This is a genomic window from Methylobacterium sp. C1, assembly GCF_001854385.1.
In the GTDB taxonomy this organism is placed as follows: domain Bacteria; phylum Pseudomonadota; class Alphaproteobacteria; order Rhizobiales; family Beijerinckiaceae; genus Methylobacterium; species Methylobacterium radiotolerans.
Genome location: NZ_CP017640.1, coordinates 1,418,946 through 1,436,549 on the forward strand (window position 1 = coordinate 1,418,946; position 17,604 = coordinate 1,436,549).

17 protein-coding genes and 1 pseudogene are annotated in these 17,604 nt (G+C 60.1%); 1 reads left to right on the top strand and 17 read right to left on the bottom strand.

Going from position 1 to position 17,604, the window contains the following annotated elements; all coding sequences use genetic code 11:
• Window positions 1–473: 473 nt before the first annotated feature.
• The 5 genes and pseudogenes from BKE41_RS30030 to BKE41_RS30040 all read right to left on the bottom strand — a co-directional run bounded on the left by BKE41_RS30030 (window position 474) and on the right by BKE41_RS30040 (window position 7,508).
• Window positions 474–1,586 carry a hypothetical protein gene (locus tag BKE41_RS30030; RefSeq protein WP_245295905.1) on the bottom strand — a complete coding sequence of 371 codons (1,113 nt, stop codon included), beginning with the start codon at window positions 1,584–1,586 and terminating at the stop codon, window positions 474–476.
• 1,402 nt (window positions 1,587–2,988) lie between these two features.
• Window positions 2,989–3,828, bottom strand: coding sequence for a hypothetical protein (locus BKE41_RS31050; protein ID WP_159392714.1), 840 nt, complete (start codon window positions 3,826–3,828; stop codon window positions 2,989–2,991).
• 1,140 nt (window positions 3,829–4,968) lie between these two features.
• Entirely contained in the window at window positions 4,969–5,763 is a 795-nt protein-coding gene (locus tag BKE41_RS06665) for an ABC transporter permease (RefSeq protein ID WP_070998777.1), read from the bottom strand.
• A gap of 263 nt (window positions 5,764–6,026) precedes the next feature.
• Window positions 6,027–6,676 (bottom strand): annotated as a pseudogene (locus tag BKE41_RS30035) (transposase); the annotation flags it as partial.
• Window positions 6,677–6,753: 77 nt separating this feature from the next.
• Window positions 6,754–7,508, bottom strand: a protein-coding gene (locus BKE41_RS30040) for an IS5-like element ISMra5 family transposase (RefSeq protein ID WP_107645293.1) whose coding sequence is annotated in 2 segments (ribosomal slippage) — window positions 6,754–7,187 and window positions 7,187–7,508 — 756 coding nt in all. Because the reading frame shifts where the segments join, the coding sequence is not laid out codon by codon here.
• Between the two features lie 144 nt (window positions 7,509–7,652).
• On the opposite strand from BKE41_RS30040, the gene BKE41_RS31055 reads away from it, so the two are divergent.
• Entirely contained in the window at window positions 7,653–9,398 is a 1,746-nt protein-coding gene (locus BKE41_RS31055) for a glycosyltransferase family 2 protein (RefSeq protein ID WP_159392715.1), read from the top strand.
• Window positions 9,399–10,215: 817 nt separating this feature from the next.
• Here the strand turns inward: BKE41_RS31055 and BKE41_RS06680 are convergent.
• The 12 genes from BKE41_RS06680 to BKE41_RS06730 form a co-directional block, all read right to left on the bottom strand.
• The gene (locus BKE41_RS06680) at window positions 10,216–10,500 is read right to left on the bottom strand and encodes a hypothetical protein (RefSeq protein WP_245295906.1); all 285 of its coding nucleotides are present in this window, start codon (window positions 10,498–10,500) and stop codon (window positions 10,216–10,218) included.
• Window positions 10,501–10,570: 70 nt separating this feature from the next.
• Complete coding sequence (locus tag BKE41_RS31555) at window positions 10,571–11,137, bottom strand: hypothetical protein (RefSeq protein WP_245295907.1); 567 nt, start codon at window positions 11,135–11,137, stop codon at window positions 10,571–10,573.
• 55 nt (window positions 11,138–11,192) lie between these two features.
• The gene (locus tag BKE41_RS06690) at window positions 11,193–11,384 is read right to left on the bottom strand and encodes a hypothetical protein (RefSeq protein ID WP_070998784.1); all 192 of its coding nucleotides are present in this window, start codon (window positions 11,382–11,384) and stop codon (window positions 11,193–11,195) included.
• Window positions 11,381–11,629, bottom strand: coding sequence for a peptidoglycan-binding protein (locus BKE41_RS06695; protein WP_070998787.1), 249 nt, complete (start codon window positions 11,627–11,629; stop codon window positions 11,381–11,383). Before BKE41_RS06695 ends, BKE41_RS06690 begins: the two co-directional genes overlap by 4 nt.
• Before the next feature lies 1 nt (window position 11,630).
• Window positions 11,631–12,338, bottom strand: a complete 708-nt coding sequence (locus BKE41_RS06700) for a hypothetical protein (protein WP_070998790.1) — start codon at window positions 12,336–12,338, stop codon at window positions 11,631–11,633.
• A gap of 80 nt (window positions 12,339–12,418) precedes the next feature.
• Entirely contained in the window at window positions 12,419–13,117 is a 699-nt protein-coding gene (locus BKE41_RS06705) for a TIGR02594 family protein (protein ID WP_070998792.1), read from the bottom strand.
• Window positions 13,118–13,149: 32 nt separating this feature from the next.
• Window positions 13,150–13,305, bottom strand: coding sequence for a hypothetical protein (locus tag BKE41_RS31060; RefSeq protein WP_159392716.1), 156 nt, complete (start codon window positions 13,303–13,305; stop codon window positions 13,150–13,152).
• Between the two features lie 29 nt (window positions 13,306–13,334).
• Window positions 13,335–15,071, bottom strand: coding sequence for a hypothetical protein (locus BKE41_RS06710; RefSeq protein ID WP_070998795.1), 1,737 nt, complete (start codon window positions 15,069–15,071; stop codon window positions 13,335–13,337).
• Between the two features lie 10 nt (window positions 15,072–15,081).
• Window positions 15,082–15,270: a hypothetical protein gene (locus BKE41_RS06715; RefSeq protein ID WP_070998797.1), complete on the bottom strand. Its 189-nt coding sequence runs from the start codon at window positions 15,268–15,270 to the stop codon at window positions 15,082–15,084.
• Between the two features lie 3 nt (window positions 15,271–15,273).
• Entirely contained in the window at window positions 15,274–16,626 is a 1,353-nt protein-coding gene (locus BKE41_RS06720; RefSeq protein ID WP_070998799.1) for a hypothetical protein, read from the bottom strand.
• Between the two features lie 9 nt (window positions 16,627–16,635).
• On the bottom strand, window positions 16,636–17,184 hold the full coding sequence (locus BKE41_RS06725) for a hypothetical protein (protein WP_159392717.1): 549 nt from the start codon (window positions 17,182–17,184) through the stop codon (window positions 16,636–16,638).
• A 12-nt stretch (window positions 17,185–17,196) separates the two neighbouring features.
• The gene (locus BKE41_RS06730; RefSeq protein WP_159392718.1) at window positions 17,197–17,604 is read right to left on the bottom strand and encodes a hypothetical protein; all 408 of its coding nucleotides are present in this window, start codon (window positions 17,602–17,604) and stop codon (window positions 17,197–17,199) included.

The window sequence follows — 17,604 nt, forward strand, 5'->3', positions numbered from 1 at the left end:
TCCATCAGCTCTCAATGAAGCCGCATTAGCGGCGGCTCAATACCCCTACCCCGACTGCACGAAGTCCGATTGGGAGTGTGCCCAGGCCGACGCACCGGCTTGAGAGGGCATTGCCAGCCATTCCGAGGGCATCTGATACCGGCAACACAACTACTTACCATGGACCGGCACCTGATACAGTCATGCCAAAAAGCAACAGCGGGTCGCAAATCAGAATTTAGGCTGCGATGCGGTCAAATGGCCTCCTATCTAACGCTCGCGCCTTTGGTCCGCATCGAATTGCTTTTGGGGAAACCAACTCTGATCATAGTGCCAAGTGATGAATGAGTAATGAAGTCAAAACAGAAGAAGCACTCCGTTTTGCAAAGCAGGAGTTAGCGGACGAGCAATATTTTCTATAAACTTGGAGACAAGCAACGATCCCGTTGCAGTTGATGGATCGCGCTCGCTCTCGTCAAAATCAGGCGTAATATTTAAAGAACAGAGACATGGTGAATCTTGAAGCCAAGCTCTCTGTCATCGCCCGTCGCTTCATGTCGCGCCGGCACGAAGATCTTATCAATCGATATTACCATATGGTACACAGGTTCCGATATATGCCCGACTGGAATGCTCAACAAGAACTTTCCCGCACTGTCGGGTGAAACAAATCTATCGGCGGGCTTCAAATCCGCAATCTTAAAAGCAGTGTGAGAATGAATAATATGCGCCCGATGCATAGATTTCTCATTTACAGTAACAGTAATCGTTTTACTCGGGACCTTGTCCTGTAGGGGCACTTCAATTTCCAAAACGACCAAGTTCGCATCGGAATTATTAGACACAGCTAGCGCAGCGGTAGCTCCTTTTGACCAAACACCATCTTCGACACCGTACCACCCCCGATATAAGATATTCGCGAACGAATCGACAACACCTTTAAACTGGTATTTCCGTCCAACCTCGGCACGTGGAAAATCACCTAGGATGTAATTTGGCCGACTCGACGCCAATGTGGATCTACGCGTTTGAATATTCCTATATAGCGCCATATCGTCTGCGTTAAGCAGCATGATCCTCGTTGAAAGAGATTTTATCTCGTCCGGCCCAGCAAATTTGTTGCCGTCGTTCACAAGATCACTAATGTTTTTTTCTCTATGTATTCGTCTCGGTCGGCTCAATCCGAGAAAGTCCATCATCTCCAAAATTGACGATTCGAAATTTTCTTGGAATCCAAAGAAGTCTATCTTATTTATTTCGGTCGAAGCATAATCAGTGAGCAGTCCATCTTCGGAGAAGATCTCACTTGACACGTAGTCTCGGCCAAAAAAATTCTTGCAGTAATGATTTGAAACGTCATATAGAACATTTTGATCATCGCTGTCCAAACATTCTTCAAGGGACATCGAGTACATAGCTGTCGCGCCGGCATCTCTATTTCGAATTATTTCTTGCTTTGACAACGTATGCACGTAGTTATATAAAGAAATAACCCGTTCCACCGGGTCGCGCAGGAAACATATCTTTAAAGCATCAAGACTTGTGATTTCTTTGAAGCTATAATGTCCTCCCATAACGTCATAAGATCTTGCCAGTTCGAAACTCAAACTCCAGCTCGCAGCCAAATCTGGCCTGACAGCCTCTCGAAGATGGCGGTACGCAGAAGTTCCAGCCGTCTTTTTCAGATGGAATAAGGCAACCCTATTATACAAAGCCCGAACCCTCGCGTCTTGATTTTTGTAATTACAGACGAACGGCATACAAACTAGTTTATGGTTTATGGGTCGTGCGCCTTCCCGGGCGAAGCGTTTAGTAATCGCTGGGGTCGGGCGATGGTCTTCAGTCCGCCTTCGATGACGCTCATTTCCAGACCTTAACTGTCATGCCCCGACGCTCGCTGTTTGCCCGGATCGACGCCCCCAAAGCCGTAACGCGTCCAAGCACGCTTTTTCTTGTATTATCTGACAGCAACGCTGCAAGGTTGCAAACTCGAATTTGGCTCGACAGATCGAATGCCGGTTTCGATAGCGGTGAGCCGCACACCGTAACAACCTATGGCGACCCGTCACGTCGCGGTGAACAGCATGAATCGTTCGCAGCATCGCACCGGCGTTCAGCTCTACTGTTGCGCCACCCTCCGGCTTGGCACCGATCAGCTCCAAAAGGCGACGTCCGCAGTCCAACAAGAGCGGAGGCTTAGCTACGGGTAGGCTTGTCATATTGGGTGGCAATGCGGTGGAAGTTCTTGACTCGATGATAAGGAGGCCTCGATCTCCCAGCACTCCGATAGCAGGACCCTTCATGTGAGACCCGGCCCTTATGCCGAACCTGTCTGCTCGGGATGGATGGCGTTACGCTGCCCTTGTGGAGATCAACGCGCAGCCCGCGGGCGTGGTAGTTCTGTCAAAGGCCAGGCGCTGGATCCAGCCAGGTGCTTCATTCGTCGCCACACGCACGGTCCTGACGTCGCTGCGAAGTCGAGGAGCTGCAAGAGAATACCGCGGCAGTCGAGCACCTCGATGAGCGTGTGGATCTCGGTGGTCCGGCTGCCGTGCGACGAGCTGACTGCCTGCGCTGACGCCCCCCTCTAGAGCCATGGGCCAAGAGATGGACCCAGACGTGACCACTGTCGAGTGGCTGCTGCGTCGCCAGCCTAGCGAGGCTTGGCCTGAGCCGCGAGTACGGCTTTCCAAACCACGCCATGACCATCGATCGAATTGGCTGCGGGCCGTGGTTCGCGGGTCGTAGGCCGACTGGGTGTCGCGCCTTCGACAGCTCGAAGTCAGAACGGGCACGATGCTGAGAATGCTCTGCCGATCGTCCTTCTGCGCAGGTCGGAATATGCGGCTAGCCACGGCGGGTCCAATCACCGCCCGCCTTTCATGCGAGAGCCAGTACAGACCAACCACCGCTACCTTCAAACCGAAAAATTGGCACCCGGAGTTACAAATCGACATACCCTGTAGCGGCCTGGTCCGGCTCATACCTCAGTATCTACAGCAGGCGCAGCTACCGCGGAGGCTTAGTGTTGGCCGGAACCCTGCTGGCTCCATTCGTTTTGTAATCAGCCACACGGCCTGTCAGGTCGCCCGTCAGTTCCACACGGACCGAGTACTTCCTATCAGGCACTTCGTAGTACCCATATGCAGGAATATTTGCGACACTGGACCAAGAGCGTACATTCTGTATTATCAAATTCTTTATATCACGAAAAATTGGATCGACGCATATAACTGCCGCTTTATTATCCCGATCTCGGAAGCCTATATTCTTGAAGGTTACGCCAGAAACGCTGCAATTATCGCCCGTGATGTGTAGCCCAGCATCAGTGGCACCAACCACAAGCCCCCCAACTATGTCAGCGGCCCCGTTTAGCCAAAAGCCCCGCGATGCCGGGAAAAAGCTCTGACAGCCCAAGAACTCGACTTCATTCGTCCCGGTGTAGAATGAGGCTCCCACACCTGTCCCATTGCGCGGGTTCTCGAATCCCGAACAGCCGATAACTCGCCCGTTTGCTCCACCGCCATCATCAAACGTCACTGCACCGTTTGAGCCTCGATCAATGCACCCGATGACAGATGCATTGGATGCTGAGAGAATGTTAATACCAGATCCGATGCGTCCGGGCCCACCTATCGCGTGATCTCCGCAGCCACAGTTGAACGTTCTCACGTCACGGATCAGCGGGTCGGCGGGCACCCCTGGAGATGCGCTGCCGAACGGCGCGCCAATCAGCGCCAAGCCGTTGTCCCACGCATCATGGATATCCACATCTGAAATCCGCACCCGGTCGCTGCAGACGATGAGTGCGGACCCGTATGGGACTGAAGAGATGTCTCCGTTGCCCACTTGCGGATTGGATTTGTCCGACCCGACCGCCTTCAAAACAAACCCTGTTAGATGACAGTCGGAAGCGTCACGCGGAAGCAACATCAACGGAATAGCGGGTGATCTCGCAGGTCTCCGATTTATAAATACAGTAGATGAACCAGCGCCGACGAATCTCATGCCGGCGATACCAAAATTAATGGTGTCTTCAACGTTATAATTGCCGGGCGGGCAGCTGACTAATTTTTCGCCGCTGGATATAGATTTTTGTATCAGTATCGTATGGTCGGTGTTGGGCCGGCCGGTCGGCCCAAAGTCAGTCAAACTCCATGGTAGGCATGGAGCCCGTGCCAAGTGCGGAGTGCCAAGCAGGACAGCGCTCTGTGCGGTGCTGGCCGCACCTGATCCAGAAGCGACTAGAGACAAGACGATCGAGCGGCGGCTGGGGCGATTAAACATGGAAAGAGTTGACCGTTCCGACACGGGAGCATCAAACCCCAAATTGCTTCAGCTCCTAAGCAGAACGGGCAAGGGTCTGGGCTCGATCAGAATCAGAAGGAGACCACGGCAGCCCTAGCAAGAGCAGAGGCTCAGCTGCGGTCGAGCTTAGTACATCGAGCGCAAGGTAGTGAGGTTCTTAAGGGGGTTGAAGGGTAAAATTTCGGCGAAGGGCTAGCTTGTCAAGCGGCTTGAGTGATTGGGGGCTGGCTATCAGTCCCAAGGTAGTTGGGCGGCCAGCCGTTTTGCCGGATGATCGGCGATGCGCCTGTGCACGTTGGGCAGGTAAGCCCTTCTGGCGAGCCCGTTCGGCCGGGTGATTAGCCGAGGAGCTTCTCGATAAGGCAGCACGATTGGACGGCCTCCCGCGCCATGCCGAGATCAGAGGCTTGAGCCCATCGAAATCATTGGCCGGTCAGTGCCGAGAACAGCTATTGATTAAGAGCGAGAGGGACACCGGTCGTCAGGCCCACTCGATGGCTTCCGGCCAGTTCGGTTCCGATAGGCGCGTAAGGAAGCCTGGGTTTGGCAGCACCAGAGCGCCTAGATAGCGCAAGAGGCCGGTACATCCTGCCTTCCGATGGCCCTCATGTAACCGCGACGCTCAAAACCGAGGCCGAGCCCATCCTAAAAGAGCAGGTGAGCTCGGCCTGACTTATCCACTTATGCAGTCATTTTGGTTACAACTGTACGAACCAGCCATAGCCCGACTGTGATTGATGCCAAGGCGCACAGATTTATATATAGATAGTCAATCTCAATGCCAGCATATGGATAATAAGCTGCTCTGACCCATTCGGCGAGCTGAAGAACGGGGTTAAATTTCATCCAATAGTAAATTTTGTCAGGCAAATAGCTTGGCAGAAACATCACCCCGGAGGAGATATAGAGAAGGATACTTAGCAGCGCGTAGCCGATCATCCAACCGGGAAAGAAGCCGATTATGGCCACGTTGATTGTTCCGATGCCAATTCCGAGAAGAATGGCCGATAGGTAAGCGCACATCGCTTTGAATGGATCGGCCGGCAATGGGTTTGTGCCAATACAAATAAGGACAGCCGTTACGACCAGCAATGCCAAAAATCCCGTTACAATCTCGACCAAAATTCTGGCTAAGATCACGTCAAACAATTTAACTTGGGGATAATAAGTAAGAGGCCGGTTCATGATTACCGACTTCATTACTTCGCGAGAAATATACTGGAAGACTAGAACCGGAACTGCGCCGGTTGCGAAAAACAGTGGCCGGCTATCTCCAAGGGGAACTGCCAACTTCTGGAAAGTATATATTCCGATCAGCACAAAAATATGCACACATGGCCAGAGCACAACGACGCCATAGCCCCACAAAGTTGCTCCGAAGCGCGTGCGCATGTCGCGCAGCATCAACGCGTGCAGCACATGCAGGTACGATTCTATAGGAGATTTCTGTGATGATGACGTTGGAAGGGCGGGCATGACCGGCACTCTCGCGTTGCGGCGTGTGTCTTGATCAGAATCCAGGCCAAAGTGCGATGGGAGCGCGGCTGATCGAGAAGGCACAGCGAGCAGAGAGTTTCGAAACGAGGGCACCAAACGTAAATAATGGTTTCCGGCCAATGATTTAGCATGATTTGGCTGGGGCATTTATTGTCATTTGCGCACGAGATCGGAGCTGCTTACGCCTGTCGGCAGGGAGGGAAAGGCGTCGTACCTTTGGCCGCAGAAGGGATGGGCCCAGGCAGCACACGCTTGGCATTGACGCTCGCCTCGCCGCGCGAGCGCAGGGCCCGGTTCACCAGTGCGGTGACGCGGCGATAGCCGTAGCTCGGGCGGGCATCGACGATCGCCCGGATCGTCGGCAACAGCTGCGCATCCTCGGGCTTGTGGTAGGGGCCGCGCGGCCGAGCAGGTCGTCTCAGGCGCTCGGCCAGGTGGGAGCGGGCCACGTCGAGCGTGTCGGCGACCGCTTTCACCGCGAACCGCCCGTTGAACCGCCCCAGGAGCTGAGCGGCGAGGTCGGTTTTTTTGTGCGCGGGAGGTCGAGCGCCTCCTTCAGGATTTCGACCTCCATGGTCTTGCGCCCGAGCAGGCGTTCAAGGTCGCGCACGCGCCGCTCCAGCTCGCGCACGCGGCTGGTGCCGACGACCTCCTCGTCGGCGTGCACGGCCTGATGGCCGCCCTCCAGCATGCGCCGCTTCCACGAGAACAGCAGGCTGGGCGAGAGGCCGTAGCGAAGGTCAACGAACGACACGGACGAGCCGGGCTGCTGGCTCTCCTCGACGAGGCGGATCTTCTCGGTGGTGGACCAGCGCCGGCGACGCTGAACGCCGGTCAGGATCTCGCCGTGCACGGGCGGGGCGGTCGGATCGGATGACATAGCCTTACCCATAGGCCAACGCCCATGCCTTCGTGAGCTATGCCACCTGTCCGGTCAAAACGGGGTGCGGTGCACCCTACCGTCCGGACTCATAACCAGTAGCTGACGGTGGCGGCGAGGCAGACGGCGGCGAGATAGTTGGTCGCCAGACGGTCGTAGCGGGTGGCGATGCGGCGGAAGTCCTTGAGGCGGCCGAACATGCGCTCGATGGCGTTGCGCCCGCGATAGAGCACCGGGGAGAAGCACGGCTTCCAGCGGCGGTTGAGCTTGGGCGGGATGTTGGGTGCGGCCCCGGCCGCCTCAATCTGCCGGCGAATGGCGTCGCTGTCGTAGCCCTTGTCCGCCAGCACGATGCGGCAGGAGGGCAAGCGTTCGAGCAGCAGCGCGCCAGCCTTGCAGTCGGCAGCCTGCCCGCCGGTCAGCAGGAACGCGAGCGGACGGCAGAAGCGGTCGGTGAGGGCGTGGATCTTGGTCGTGCGCCCGCCCCGCGAGCGACCGATGGCTTGGCTCTGCTCCCCCCCTTGCCTCCTGCGGCGCAGCGGTGGGCCTTCACGGCGGTGGAGTCGATCAGCACTTGAGAGGGCGGCCCACCGGCTTGAGCGAGGGTCTCGAACAGCCCGATCCAGACCCCCTTGGCCGCCCAGCGCACGAAGCGATTGTAGAGGGTCTTCTTCGGCCCGTAGAGATCGCGTGGCGCGTCCGTCCAGCGCCCTCCAGATTTCAGCACGTGGACGATGCCGCTGATCACGCGCCGGTCGTCCACGCGCTCCTTGCCCCGTGTGTCGTTTGGCAGAAGCGGTGCGATCCTCGCAAACTGCTCGTCCGTCAGCCAGAAATGGTCCATCGGCCCCTCCCGCAAGAGCCGTGAATCACACCCAAGCCGTCCGCGCCACCGTTATGGGTCCGGACGCTAGCAATCTGGTGCAGGGGGATTGAGCGCCGAAATGTGACCTCCCAACCACTGATGCTGACTACCTCGAAGACCACCTTGAGGCACATCATGCGGGCATGTATGTGTGGCTCGACAAAAGCCACGCCCAAATTTTTCGAGCAGCATTCCGTGATGTGGGACGATAAAGAGTTCGATCAAGCGTTTCAGAAACGCGATTCACTCAAGAATGAGAAGGGCCTCAGTTTTTGTCTATCGGAATTCGAGCTGCTCTTCCAAACCAACCACATGCATCTCCCGCATGTGCTAAATTACGGAATTTGTCTACTTGAAACCGAGAACTATAAGGAGGCTGAATACATATTAGGAGAACTTTGCAAAACAGAGATCGCGCAAAATATTGGTGAAAACTGGCTATTCGAATCCCTAAAATTTTATACTCTAGCAATCAAAGAGCGATCCAGGCTTGTTGCTACTAAGGCAGCGCTAGAACGGCTGCGCCATTTTAATCGGCACAACAGGGGCCGGGTCATCAGTCATATAATAACCCACCTTACCGACCATAATAATTTCGCAAATCTTGTTGTCTCAATTGAAGAGCTCGAAAATGATTTTGATCTTTCGGATGCGGCATTAAGGAAATTCTACGAGATTGCTAGCTCGAAGAATCAATTGACGGAATTCGAAAAAATCTGCGGTTCGCGGAGCAGCAGCCATGATAACGAGCTGAAGTTGATCAGTCTTCTTCATGGTGATTTTTCTGCACCTGCGTCGCTCGATATCAGAAGTAGGTGGCGTGATGTTTATGCCGGACTAGAGAAGAGCCGGTCGAAACTTTCTCCTTTCGATGCTTATAGACTTAGTCTGCAGATGCATGAGCGGCTCGGTCCCGAAATGGCGGAGCAAGAAATTCAGAATCTGATTGCTCTCGGAGAAGAGTATTTTGCCTGTTACTGGCCACTTGGTGCACTGCAGGAGTCGTTGGGAGATGTTGCTGCGGCGTCTCATTCCTACTCCTCAGCCGGCCGTATCGAGATGCTTAGAGAAAATCAGCCAATCGAAAATATTTCTCCTGTTGATCGGAGTGAGGTAAAAATTTCATGCATCGCGATATCGTTTAATGACGCGCCGCTTGTTGAGACCTATTGTAAAATGGTGCGCCCACACTGTGATGAGATCATTGTAAACGACGGCGGGAGCACCGATGGGACAATTGACCTGTTTCATAAGTTCTCGAAGGAGACAGGATTTCCCGTCCATGTTATCCGCGACCAACAGGCATCCTTTAGAGACAGAAATATCTTCAACAAAGATGGCTATAGAAAAGCCGGCTTAGGTGGAGTTAAAGGATTCGAGGCCGATCGACGGCGGACGACCACGCTCCTTTTAGCTCAACACGATTATATTCTTCTTGCCGACCTTGACGACTATTTTCCTGAATTTCCGAATTTGAAAACGCTGGTTTCATCAAATTACGGAATCGATCATATAGCCGGCTCCAAAAGGGAGCTCGTAGATTGCGATTATTACTGCGATCTTTATCAAAATAGACAATCTGCACTGCCAACGCTGTTCCGAAGAGATCGACATCATGCCTTCTCTGGAATTTCTGGAGCAGACGAGTATTTGGCTAGGCTCGATCATGACCTGGCTTCTTGGGCCAGCAAATTTATGACAACTGCCATTTCTAAGGCATATCATTTCTGGCATCTGAAATGGCTTCTCGACCCGTCGCAAAAAACCGCGGCCGAGCCCAGCCTTGGAGTTAAATCTTCGGTCCACGGTATAAAACAGCGGCCTGATATAAAGAAAATACTGACAGACATTGCGGTCGCGAAGCAATAATCTATTCCGTATCTATCGAGCGGCCCAAATACAATGTAAATCTACAAAGCGAGCGACAAAATGCCAATTGAGACGGGTTTTGCGTCATAGTTATTCTGCAGATAGCCCGGGTGGCGAGACTGAATAATTCAAAAAAACAGGCAAGGCTCTAGTTTCTGTCGTTTCTGCTGGTACCAGACACACAGGATTTCGCCCTGATTTTACGATTTGGGCGAGCTATCGGCATATGGTAAGTGGTTGGTACGGCCTGGCTGAGCATGAACCATGGGCCTTGACCGCGACCCATGCGATATGCCGGTGACACTCGGGTTGAGTTGGCCTACGAGCCGTAACTGAGCCAGCCTTCGAGTACGAACAGCCCTGAGCAGGCGGACCGGTCTATCAACGATTAGCTCTCAGCTGGCCTCAGCTCGGGTAGATCGTGCCGTTGGCCTTGAATGCCTTCGGGCAGTTGCTCTCGTTGACCAGCGTTCAAGCCTCAGCAAGCGGCGGGTGCCAATCGGCGGTCACCTCGGTGGCGCCGAGAGATCGTTCATGCGCACGAAAAAACCCCGCGCGACAAGTGCCGGCGGGGCTGAAGTGGCGGCGGCCGTCCAAGCTGCCGGTACAGGTTCGATAGCAGACAGTTGAGAACAAAAAAACCGCCTCGGCCGGAGCCGGGCGGGCTTGCATGGATCAGTGCATAATTCGAGCCGGATTCCGTAAAATCAGCGTGGCGGCGGCCGCTGCCGGTCCGCGACCCAGCCGCCGACGAACAGGCCGATGATGAGGCCGACACCGACCCACATCATGGTCTCGGTCGGATGAGCCCAAAGCATCAGCGCCGCCCTCGAGGCTGGCGCGGGTGATCATCATCCCATCGATCCAGCGTTTCGGTGAGCCGCGCGATCGCCGCGGTCATCTGGTTTGTGTGCTGAGCCTCCTCGGATGCTGTTTCGGCGACGATCGCAGCGGTCAGGCCATTCACCGCCTTGGTGAGATCCGCGAGCGCGATGCTGTCGAACAGAGTGGCACCCGGCGTCACCGCCACATCGCGCGCCACCTCAGGCTTCAGCGCTTCGGCCGCCCGCACCTCCTTCTTGTACCCCCACCACTCCTTCATGAACCCGGTCAGAGGGACCAGAAGCACTCCCAATGCGCCTAGCAGCGCAATGACAACCGCTGGCCATCCATCAAGCTGCTGTGCTGCTGCCGGCACTGGCTCGCCTCCGTTTCCTGAAGCCGAAGGTGTCTTCGGCCGCCATGTCGCCGGCCGCCCGGCCTGACGAGTGCAGCTCGGCGATCGCGAAGACGGTGTAGATGCCAGCGCTGAGGGATAGGGGGGGGAAAGCCAGCGCGAAGCCAAGCGCCATTGCCAGCCAGAAGACGAATCCAAGCAGGCACCCGATGGTCCGAACAAAGGACGTCTCGCGTCCCCTCCGCCCGTTGATGTAGAGGGCGACGACCCGCGACGTGCCGACAGCCAGGGCGATTAGCCCAGCCGACGGCTCACTGACGTAGTGGGTGATGATCCGGTACTGCGGGCCGACGAAGGTGGGCCACGGCATCAGACACGTCAGGCCCACCACCAACATGATCACCGAGAACCAGATCTCGGCCCACCTGGTCTGTCCATAGCGAACGGCCCTTCGGATCCTCGCATCAATCGCCGGGTCCGGATCGTACTGTTTCATGTAGAGCATACGGCACACGGCTGGCGCGGAGATCAGGCGCGCGGCTGCGGGGATCTGGTAGGACAAGGGCTTCTCCTCGATGCTGGGGGCGATCGGGGGAGCCCCGGGAATCAGACGGCGATCAGTGGCTCGCGCAGGCCGAGCGCCACGCGGCGTTGAGCGAGCGCAACCGCCGCCGGGTCCGCGGATCGTCCGTGCGCGCGTACTGCACGGGCGAGGTCATCACCTGACAGAGCCGGGCTGCCGGGACCGCGGGCGCGTCGAGGTCGCAGTGCAGGATCGCGAGCCCGAGGGCGAAGCCGATGCAGGTCACGAGGTCACCTCCGGGACGATGTCGCGGTCGTCGTCCGGCCCGTCCGCCGCGGCGTCGGCGGCCGCGCGCGCCCGGGCCTCCTGCGCCTCGGCTACCAGCGTGGAGGCGTTGGCCTGCTGGGCCGCGCCGAGGTCGCGCTGATCCTGGTCGTGCCGCAGGCTGTCGACCTCCTTCACGATGGCGTCCGAGAACGTCCGCGCGAGGAGGCCGAGCAGCGCGCTCAGCAGGGCTGAGAAGCTGAACACGTCAGCCGACCACAGCCGGGGCCGTGGTGGTCGGGCCGGCGGCGGTCGGCGTCGAGGTGGCGAGCGAGGCGCCATCCTCCACCGGCAGTAGCGCAATGATGTGGTCGCGGATCGCGTTCACGCCGCCGGTCCAGGAGAGCAGCCAGCCTGGGGTGTGCTCGACGACGTAGTTCAGGGCGTTGGCGAGCACCTGGTTGCCGACGTCGAAGCTCAGCGTCTTGTCCTTGGCGGCGCCGGCCACCGTGTTGACGCCGAAGCTGATCGCCTTCTCGACGAGCTGCTGGGTGATCAGGCCCTTCACGACGGCGCCGATCGAGGCCGGCAGCCGGCGCAGGCCCCAGGTGATCGCCGCCATCACGACGGCCGTAACGAGCTCGACCGCCGCCTGGGCGTAGGAGGCGATCCAGGTCCCGAGCGGCACCGTCACCACCGCGGTATCGGTCGCCGGCTGGGCGACGGTAGCTGCGGCCTGGGCGAAGGCCGGATGGATGCCGGCCCCGACGGCGACGACGAGCGCCACGGCGGCGAGCATCAGCCCAGGCGCGCGGCGGGCGGCGCAGATCAGTGCGGCGATCAGTCCCGAGCCGAGCAGGAGCACCATCACGCTGTGGCCCGCGGCGCGGGACAGATCGAACGGCCGGCTGGTCGCGGCCAGGGCTGGAGAGCAGACGCAGGCGAGCGCCAGCGCCGCAGGGATAATGCGGGTCATGTCGAGATCTCGATTGTCAGGGGTGCGCGGCGGGCCCGGCCGGCTCGGGTCGAACTACCGCGGAAACCGCGGAGCTTGGGTCAGGCCTCGCTCACGCCGGCCTTGGCGCCTGCCACCGTGGTCGGCAGCTTCGAGGCGGTCGGGATCGGCACGTCGGACGGCCAGCGGAACGAGGTGATCTCGGACCGCTTGAACGTCGCCACGTTCACCGCGTCGGCCTGGTTGCCGCCGAGCCCGTAGACGTGCGTCTTGTCGGCTCCGACGATGAAGAAGACGTGCCCCTGCCAGGAGCTGTTGCCGCGCTTCTTGGTAGCGATGCAGCCGAGCACGGGCTCCTTCAGACCGATGCCCCAGCCCTCGTAGGACCGGGCGGCGAGGCTGCCGGACGGCTTGTAACCGGAGCGCTCAAGCATGGCCCCGACGAACGCCGCGCACCAGGAGGTCGCGTCGTCCTTGATGCCTGGGAAGCCGGCGTCCTTGAAGTAGGCCACCACCTTCGGGTTGTTCGCCTTGCCGACGCCCTCGTGGGTGCCGATCTCGTGGCTCGCCAATGCTAGCCACGGCGGCATGGCGGGCTCGGCCTTCTGTTGGGTCACGTCGACCGAGCCGAGCGCCTTCTGGGTCAGCGGCCCGGCGATGCCGTCCGCGTGCAGCCCGGCCGCCTTCTGGAAGGCAGTCAGCGCGGCGATCGTCTTCGGGCCCGCATCGCCGTCCGCCCCCGCCTTGCCGAGGTCGTACCCGCGCGCGATCAGAGCCCGCTGGATTTCCTCCACGGTCATGTCGTCCTCACGATGTCGGGGTTGGTATTACGTCAGCGGCCGCGGACCGGCGCGCAGAGCCGCACGGTGCCGGCGCCCTCGATGAACACCGGGACGCACACGCCGCGCGGCTGATGCCGGCGGCTGGCCGCCTCCCCGGGACCGCAGAACACGATCCCGAGGAGGGTTGCGATGGCCAGCGTTCGCATGGCCGAGCGCGTGGATGCTGCCGCTGATATCAGGGCGTCTGGTACGTGCCGTTCAGCGCCAGATAGTTATTATTCGCGACGGGAGAGGTTCCGTCGTAGCGCTTGAAGCTCGCCGTGGATTGACCACCGATAGCAGATCCAGGTATCGAAGCGCCCGTATTCACGATTTCAGTGCCGTTGAACGAGGTAATATCCGACACCGCGAACGGAAGAGAGACTGTGACAGCGCCAGCGGCAGAGCCGATGTTCGGCATGTTGACGTTGGCTCGCCACTCGACCGTCTTGCCGACCTTTCGATAGGCGCCCGTGACGGTCATCGTGGTGGCCGTGCCGCTGGAGAACGTTACGGTCGGCGTGTAGCTCGTCCATCCGCCGCCGAGCGCCGAGGCGTTGATCATGCCGAAGGTCGGCGACAGGTTGTTGCTCTCGGTCACAGCCCCCGAGAAGTCATAGCCCAGCGCATAGCCGGTCGCGGCATTGGAACCCGTCTGAGTGATGCCGTAACGAGCTTTGTTAAAGGTCGACTGGACAGAAGGATTGATGAGGTTAAGCCCGGTCAGCGGGCCTGCTGATGTATCGAGGATGATGGCATCAACCGTACCGGTCGGCTTTAAGTAACCGGGGCTGTCGATTACGAGCCCCGAGATAGTAGCCTGAGGAGATTTTATGATGGCTGCCTCAGCCGCAGGGGTCTTTAAGTTGACATTCGTCATCACCGTGCGGGTGGCGAAGCCATCCAACCACAGAGCGCGGTCGCCAGCGTCGATAGAGACGAGGTTGCTCCAGTTCGAACCACCGGACCCGATGTAGAAAGTCTGCGAACGAGTACCATCGAGGGCAAAGCGAGACTGGCTGAAAGCCGTGGCAATGCCGGTGAGGTTCGAGAACGAGCCCTGCGCGCCCGCACCGATGTCGAGGATGAAGGCACCATACGACCCTACGTCAGTGTGGTCGTCCACGGTGCCGTGCGCACCGGACCCGATATCGATACCGGCGCCGGCCTTATACTGATCCTGACCGCAGGCAAAGGTTCGGATCGTCTGCAGGCTATAGTTTCGTGGCTGGCCCGGAATGGCCTCCCACGACGGACCGCTATTCGGAAGTTGGACGACCGAGATGCAGTTATTGTGTCCATTACGCCCGGTGACGCGCGTCAGGCTGGTGTTATCGGCCTGAACTAGGACGGCTGACCCCGCGATGAGGTTGCCGCCGTAGACGGTCGGGTCGGTGAATCCCTTCGTGTTCGCCTGATGGTCGAAAGCGAAGTTGTCAAACCGCGAGCCTGCTGCGGTCGGCTTGATGTCGAGCAGGGGCGCTCCCGGCGATCCAGCTGGCGCGTCGTACTTCAGCGTCAGGCAATCACCCGGCCCGTCGAACAGGGCTTGCGACGTGACCGTGACCGTCGAGACGAGGCGGACTGTGCCACAGGGCGCCGAGACACGCTTCCTGGAGTTGAGGGCGGCAGTGAGCGCGGCGGTGCTGTCCGCCGCCCCGGTCATGTCGACGCCGTAGTCAATGACCGAGGGGCGCTCGAGGAGCCGGTCCAGAAGCGTTCGGGTAGCGAGACTCGGAAATGCGACGCTCAGACCGGATACATCGCACACCACACCGGGCGCGCACTTGATCGGCCCGAAAGTGGTGATCTGCCCCACGTTGGGCGCGTTCATGTCCGGAGACGGGTAGCGTGCCGCCTTCGACGCATCGAACGCCGAGGCATGGCTGGAGAGCAGCGCCAGGGGCGCCGCGGCGAGGAAACGGGTCCGCATGGCGGGTTCCTTACGACTGAGTCTGCGGGACGAAAGAGATCGTGTCGCCGTTGGACCAGGGCGCACCGGGCGGAAGGCCGTCGGGCGTCGTGGGCAAGGCGGCCTTCACGGCGGCAAGCGCGGCGCCGTTCTGCGCGGTCAGCGCGGCCACGAGAGCGGCGACGCTGAGCGTGGTCGGGGGGATCGGAGGTGCGGCCATGGCTCAGTTGCCCTCGAAGGAGAAGATGTCGCCGGCCGTGCCCACGACCCACACGTCGCTGGCGTCGGCACAGGCGAACGAGGCGCCCTCGCCGGGGGAGAGCGGGTAGCCGTTGCCGGCGCCGTCGTACTGCATGGTCACCCCCGAGGGGCCGACCATGGCGCTGAGCATGTTCGTGGCGTCCGGCTGGGCGTTGGCCACATGCGCCTTGATCGCCACGCCATTCCGAAGCGGATAGGCCGGGAGCTGAACCGCGGTGCCGGTGGTGACGATCTTGACCTGCCCGGTCCGGACGGTGGTCGGGACCGAGGTGGCCACCTTCAGGGCGCCATCGTCATCGACCAGCAGCGCACGCTTCCTGCCGTTGGCGTCGATCGCCGCGATGTGCAGCGGGGCCGTGGTCGGAGCCGAGCCCACCGCCCCGGCGCCGGCCACCGGCTGCGTCACGCCTGACCCGTCCACCGAGAGGCGACCGCTCGACAGCGACGCCGGCAGCCGCGCCCTGATGTCGGTCAGCAGGTTGCCGAGGCCGGTGACCGACAGCAGGAGCCGGGTCAGTTTCGCAACGATGCTACCGGGCGCCGAATCCGCGCCTGGGTCCGTGTCGCCCGGCGCTCCGAGAGCAGTGGCGGACGCGGTCAGCAGGACGTTGCCTGCCGCCTGGAGATCCGCAGTCGAGGCGCCATCTGGCAACCGCGCCAGCGGCACGATCGACGCGGAATCCGGCGGGTCGATCCGCGCGCCGGTGGAGACGTTGAGCCAGAAGCTGGAGACGAGGTCGCCCGCCGTGGCCGAGGTGACCGCGAGGTGATCGAGGACGTCGTCGACGCTGTAGCCGGTGCCGGCCGCGGTCGCGCGATAGGACGACTTCGAGACGACGGTGCCGCCGTCGGTCTCCGGCCGCGCGCCTTCGCCGGGCGGGCTGCTCGGCGCACCGGTGATCGTGGTCCACGAGATCGACCCGGCGCCGTTGTCGAGGCGGATGAAGAACTTGCCCGTGTTGTCGGTCCAGAGCGTCTCGGCCCGCTGGTTGCTCAGCACGCCCAGGATGCTCTGGAGCACCGCCTTGGCGTCATCCTGCTTGGCCGAGGTCGCGACGCCATTCAGGCCGTCGTCCAGGATGCACAGCAGCGGGTCGTTGTCGTTGAAGCCGGAGGTGTTGGCCTTCAGCGTCAGGACCGCGCCGTTGAGCCCCGAGTAGCCGAGCGCCGGCAGGCCGGGGAAATAGAGGAACGTCCCGCTCGGAAGGTGGAAGATCCCCTTCAGGATCCGAATGTCGAACCCGGGCTCACCCGAGAAATCGACGGTCCGGTTCGTGTGATTGAAGGAGTAGGAGACGGCTGCCGGATTGCGCATGGTTCACCTTCAGAGCAGGAGCGCGAAAGCGGCGGCGAGGGTCTCCGCCTGGTTGATCTGCAGGCCCATGTCCTGCCGGATGGCGGCCTCGCGAGCGTCCGTGTAGGAGGCCACGTCCGGCACGCCTCCCATCTCGATGAACACACCGCCGTCCTTGACGATGAGGTCGAGGGTCTGGATCGCCGGGCCCGCGCAGTTGCCGGCGGACAGGGTGATCGGGCCTCGAGCGTAGGTGCGGCGGATGCCCTTCCGCGGGATCCGCACGAAGGACCATTCCAGGGGTTGCCCACACTGGCCGCCGGACTGCCGGAAGCGGCTGGTCTCGGCCGGGGTGAACTGGCGCGAGAACGTCGTGCGGTCCGCGGTGGCCAGCACCTGGAGCCGCTCGGGACCGTTCGCCGCCGTGGTGGCAACCTCGCGGCCCACCGTCAGGACGAACACCTCGCCGGGGTCCATCTGGAGCGGCAGCTTGTTGCCGTCCTCGTCGGTGTACAGGTTGATGAGCAGGTCTAGAGAGTCCCCCGGCACGAGGCCTAGGGAGGCGCAAGCTGCATTCATGGTCTGGCTCCGTCAGGCCTTCGGGGTGATCGCGAGACCGCCCTTGTTCAGCCAGGGCGTCTCGGCATCCGGGGGCGGCTCGGTCGGCAGCATGCCGCTCATCACGCCGGGCTTGGTCATGAGATCGACGACAGCCGCGGCGGCGATCTTCCGCGCCTCCTCGATCACCAAGCGCGCCACCGCCTGCACCATGGCGGCGGTCGCCACGCGCGGGCTGTCTTCATCCACGTCCGGCGTGTCGGCGGTGGGAGCGCCGAGGTCCGGAGCGGCCAGCACCTCCGCGACTTTCGCCGCGGCCGCCGCAACGGCTTCATCCGCCGCGCCGAACGGATACCAGACCACCACCTCGACGAGGTGCGGCTCGAGGCGGGGCGCGATGGCGACCACCGCCGGCAGAGCGGGCATCGGGCTTGCAGCCAT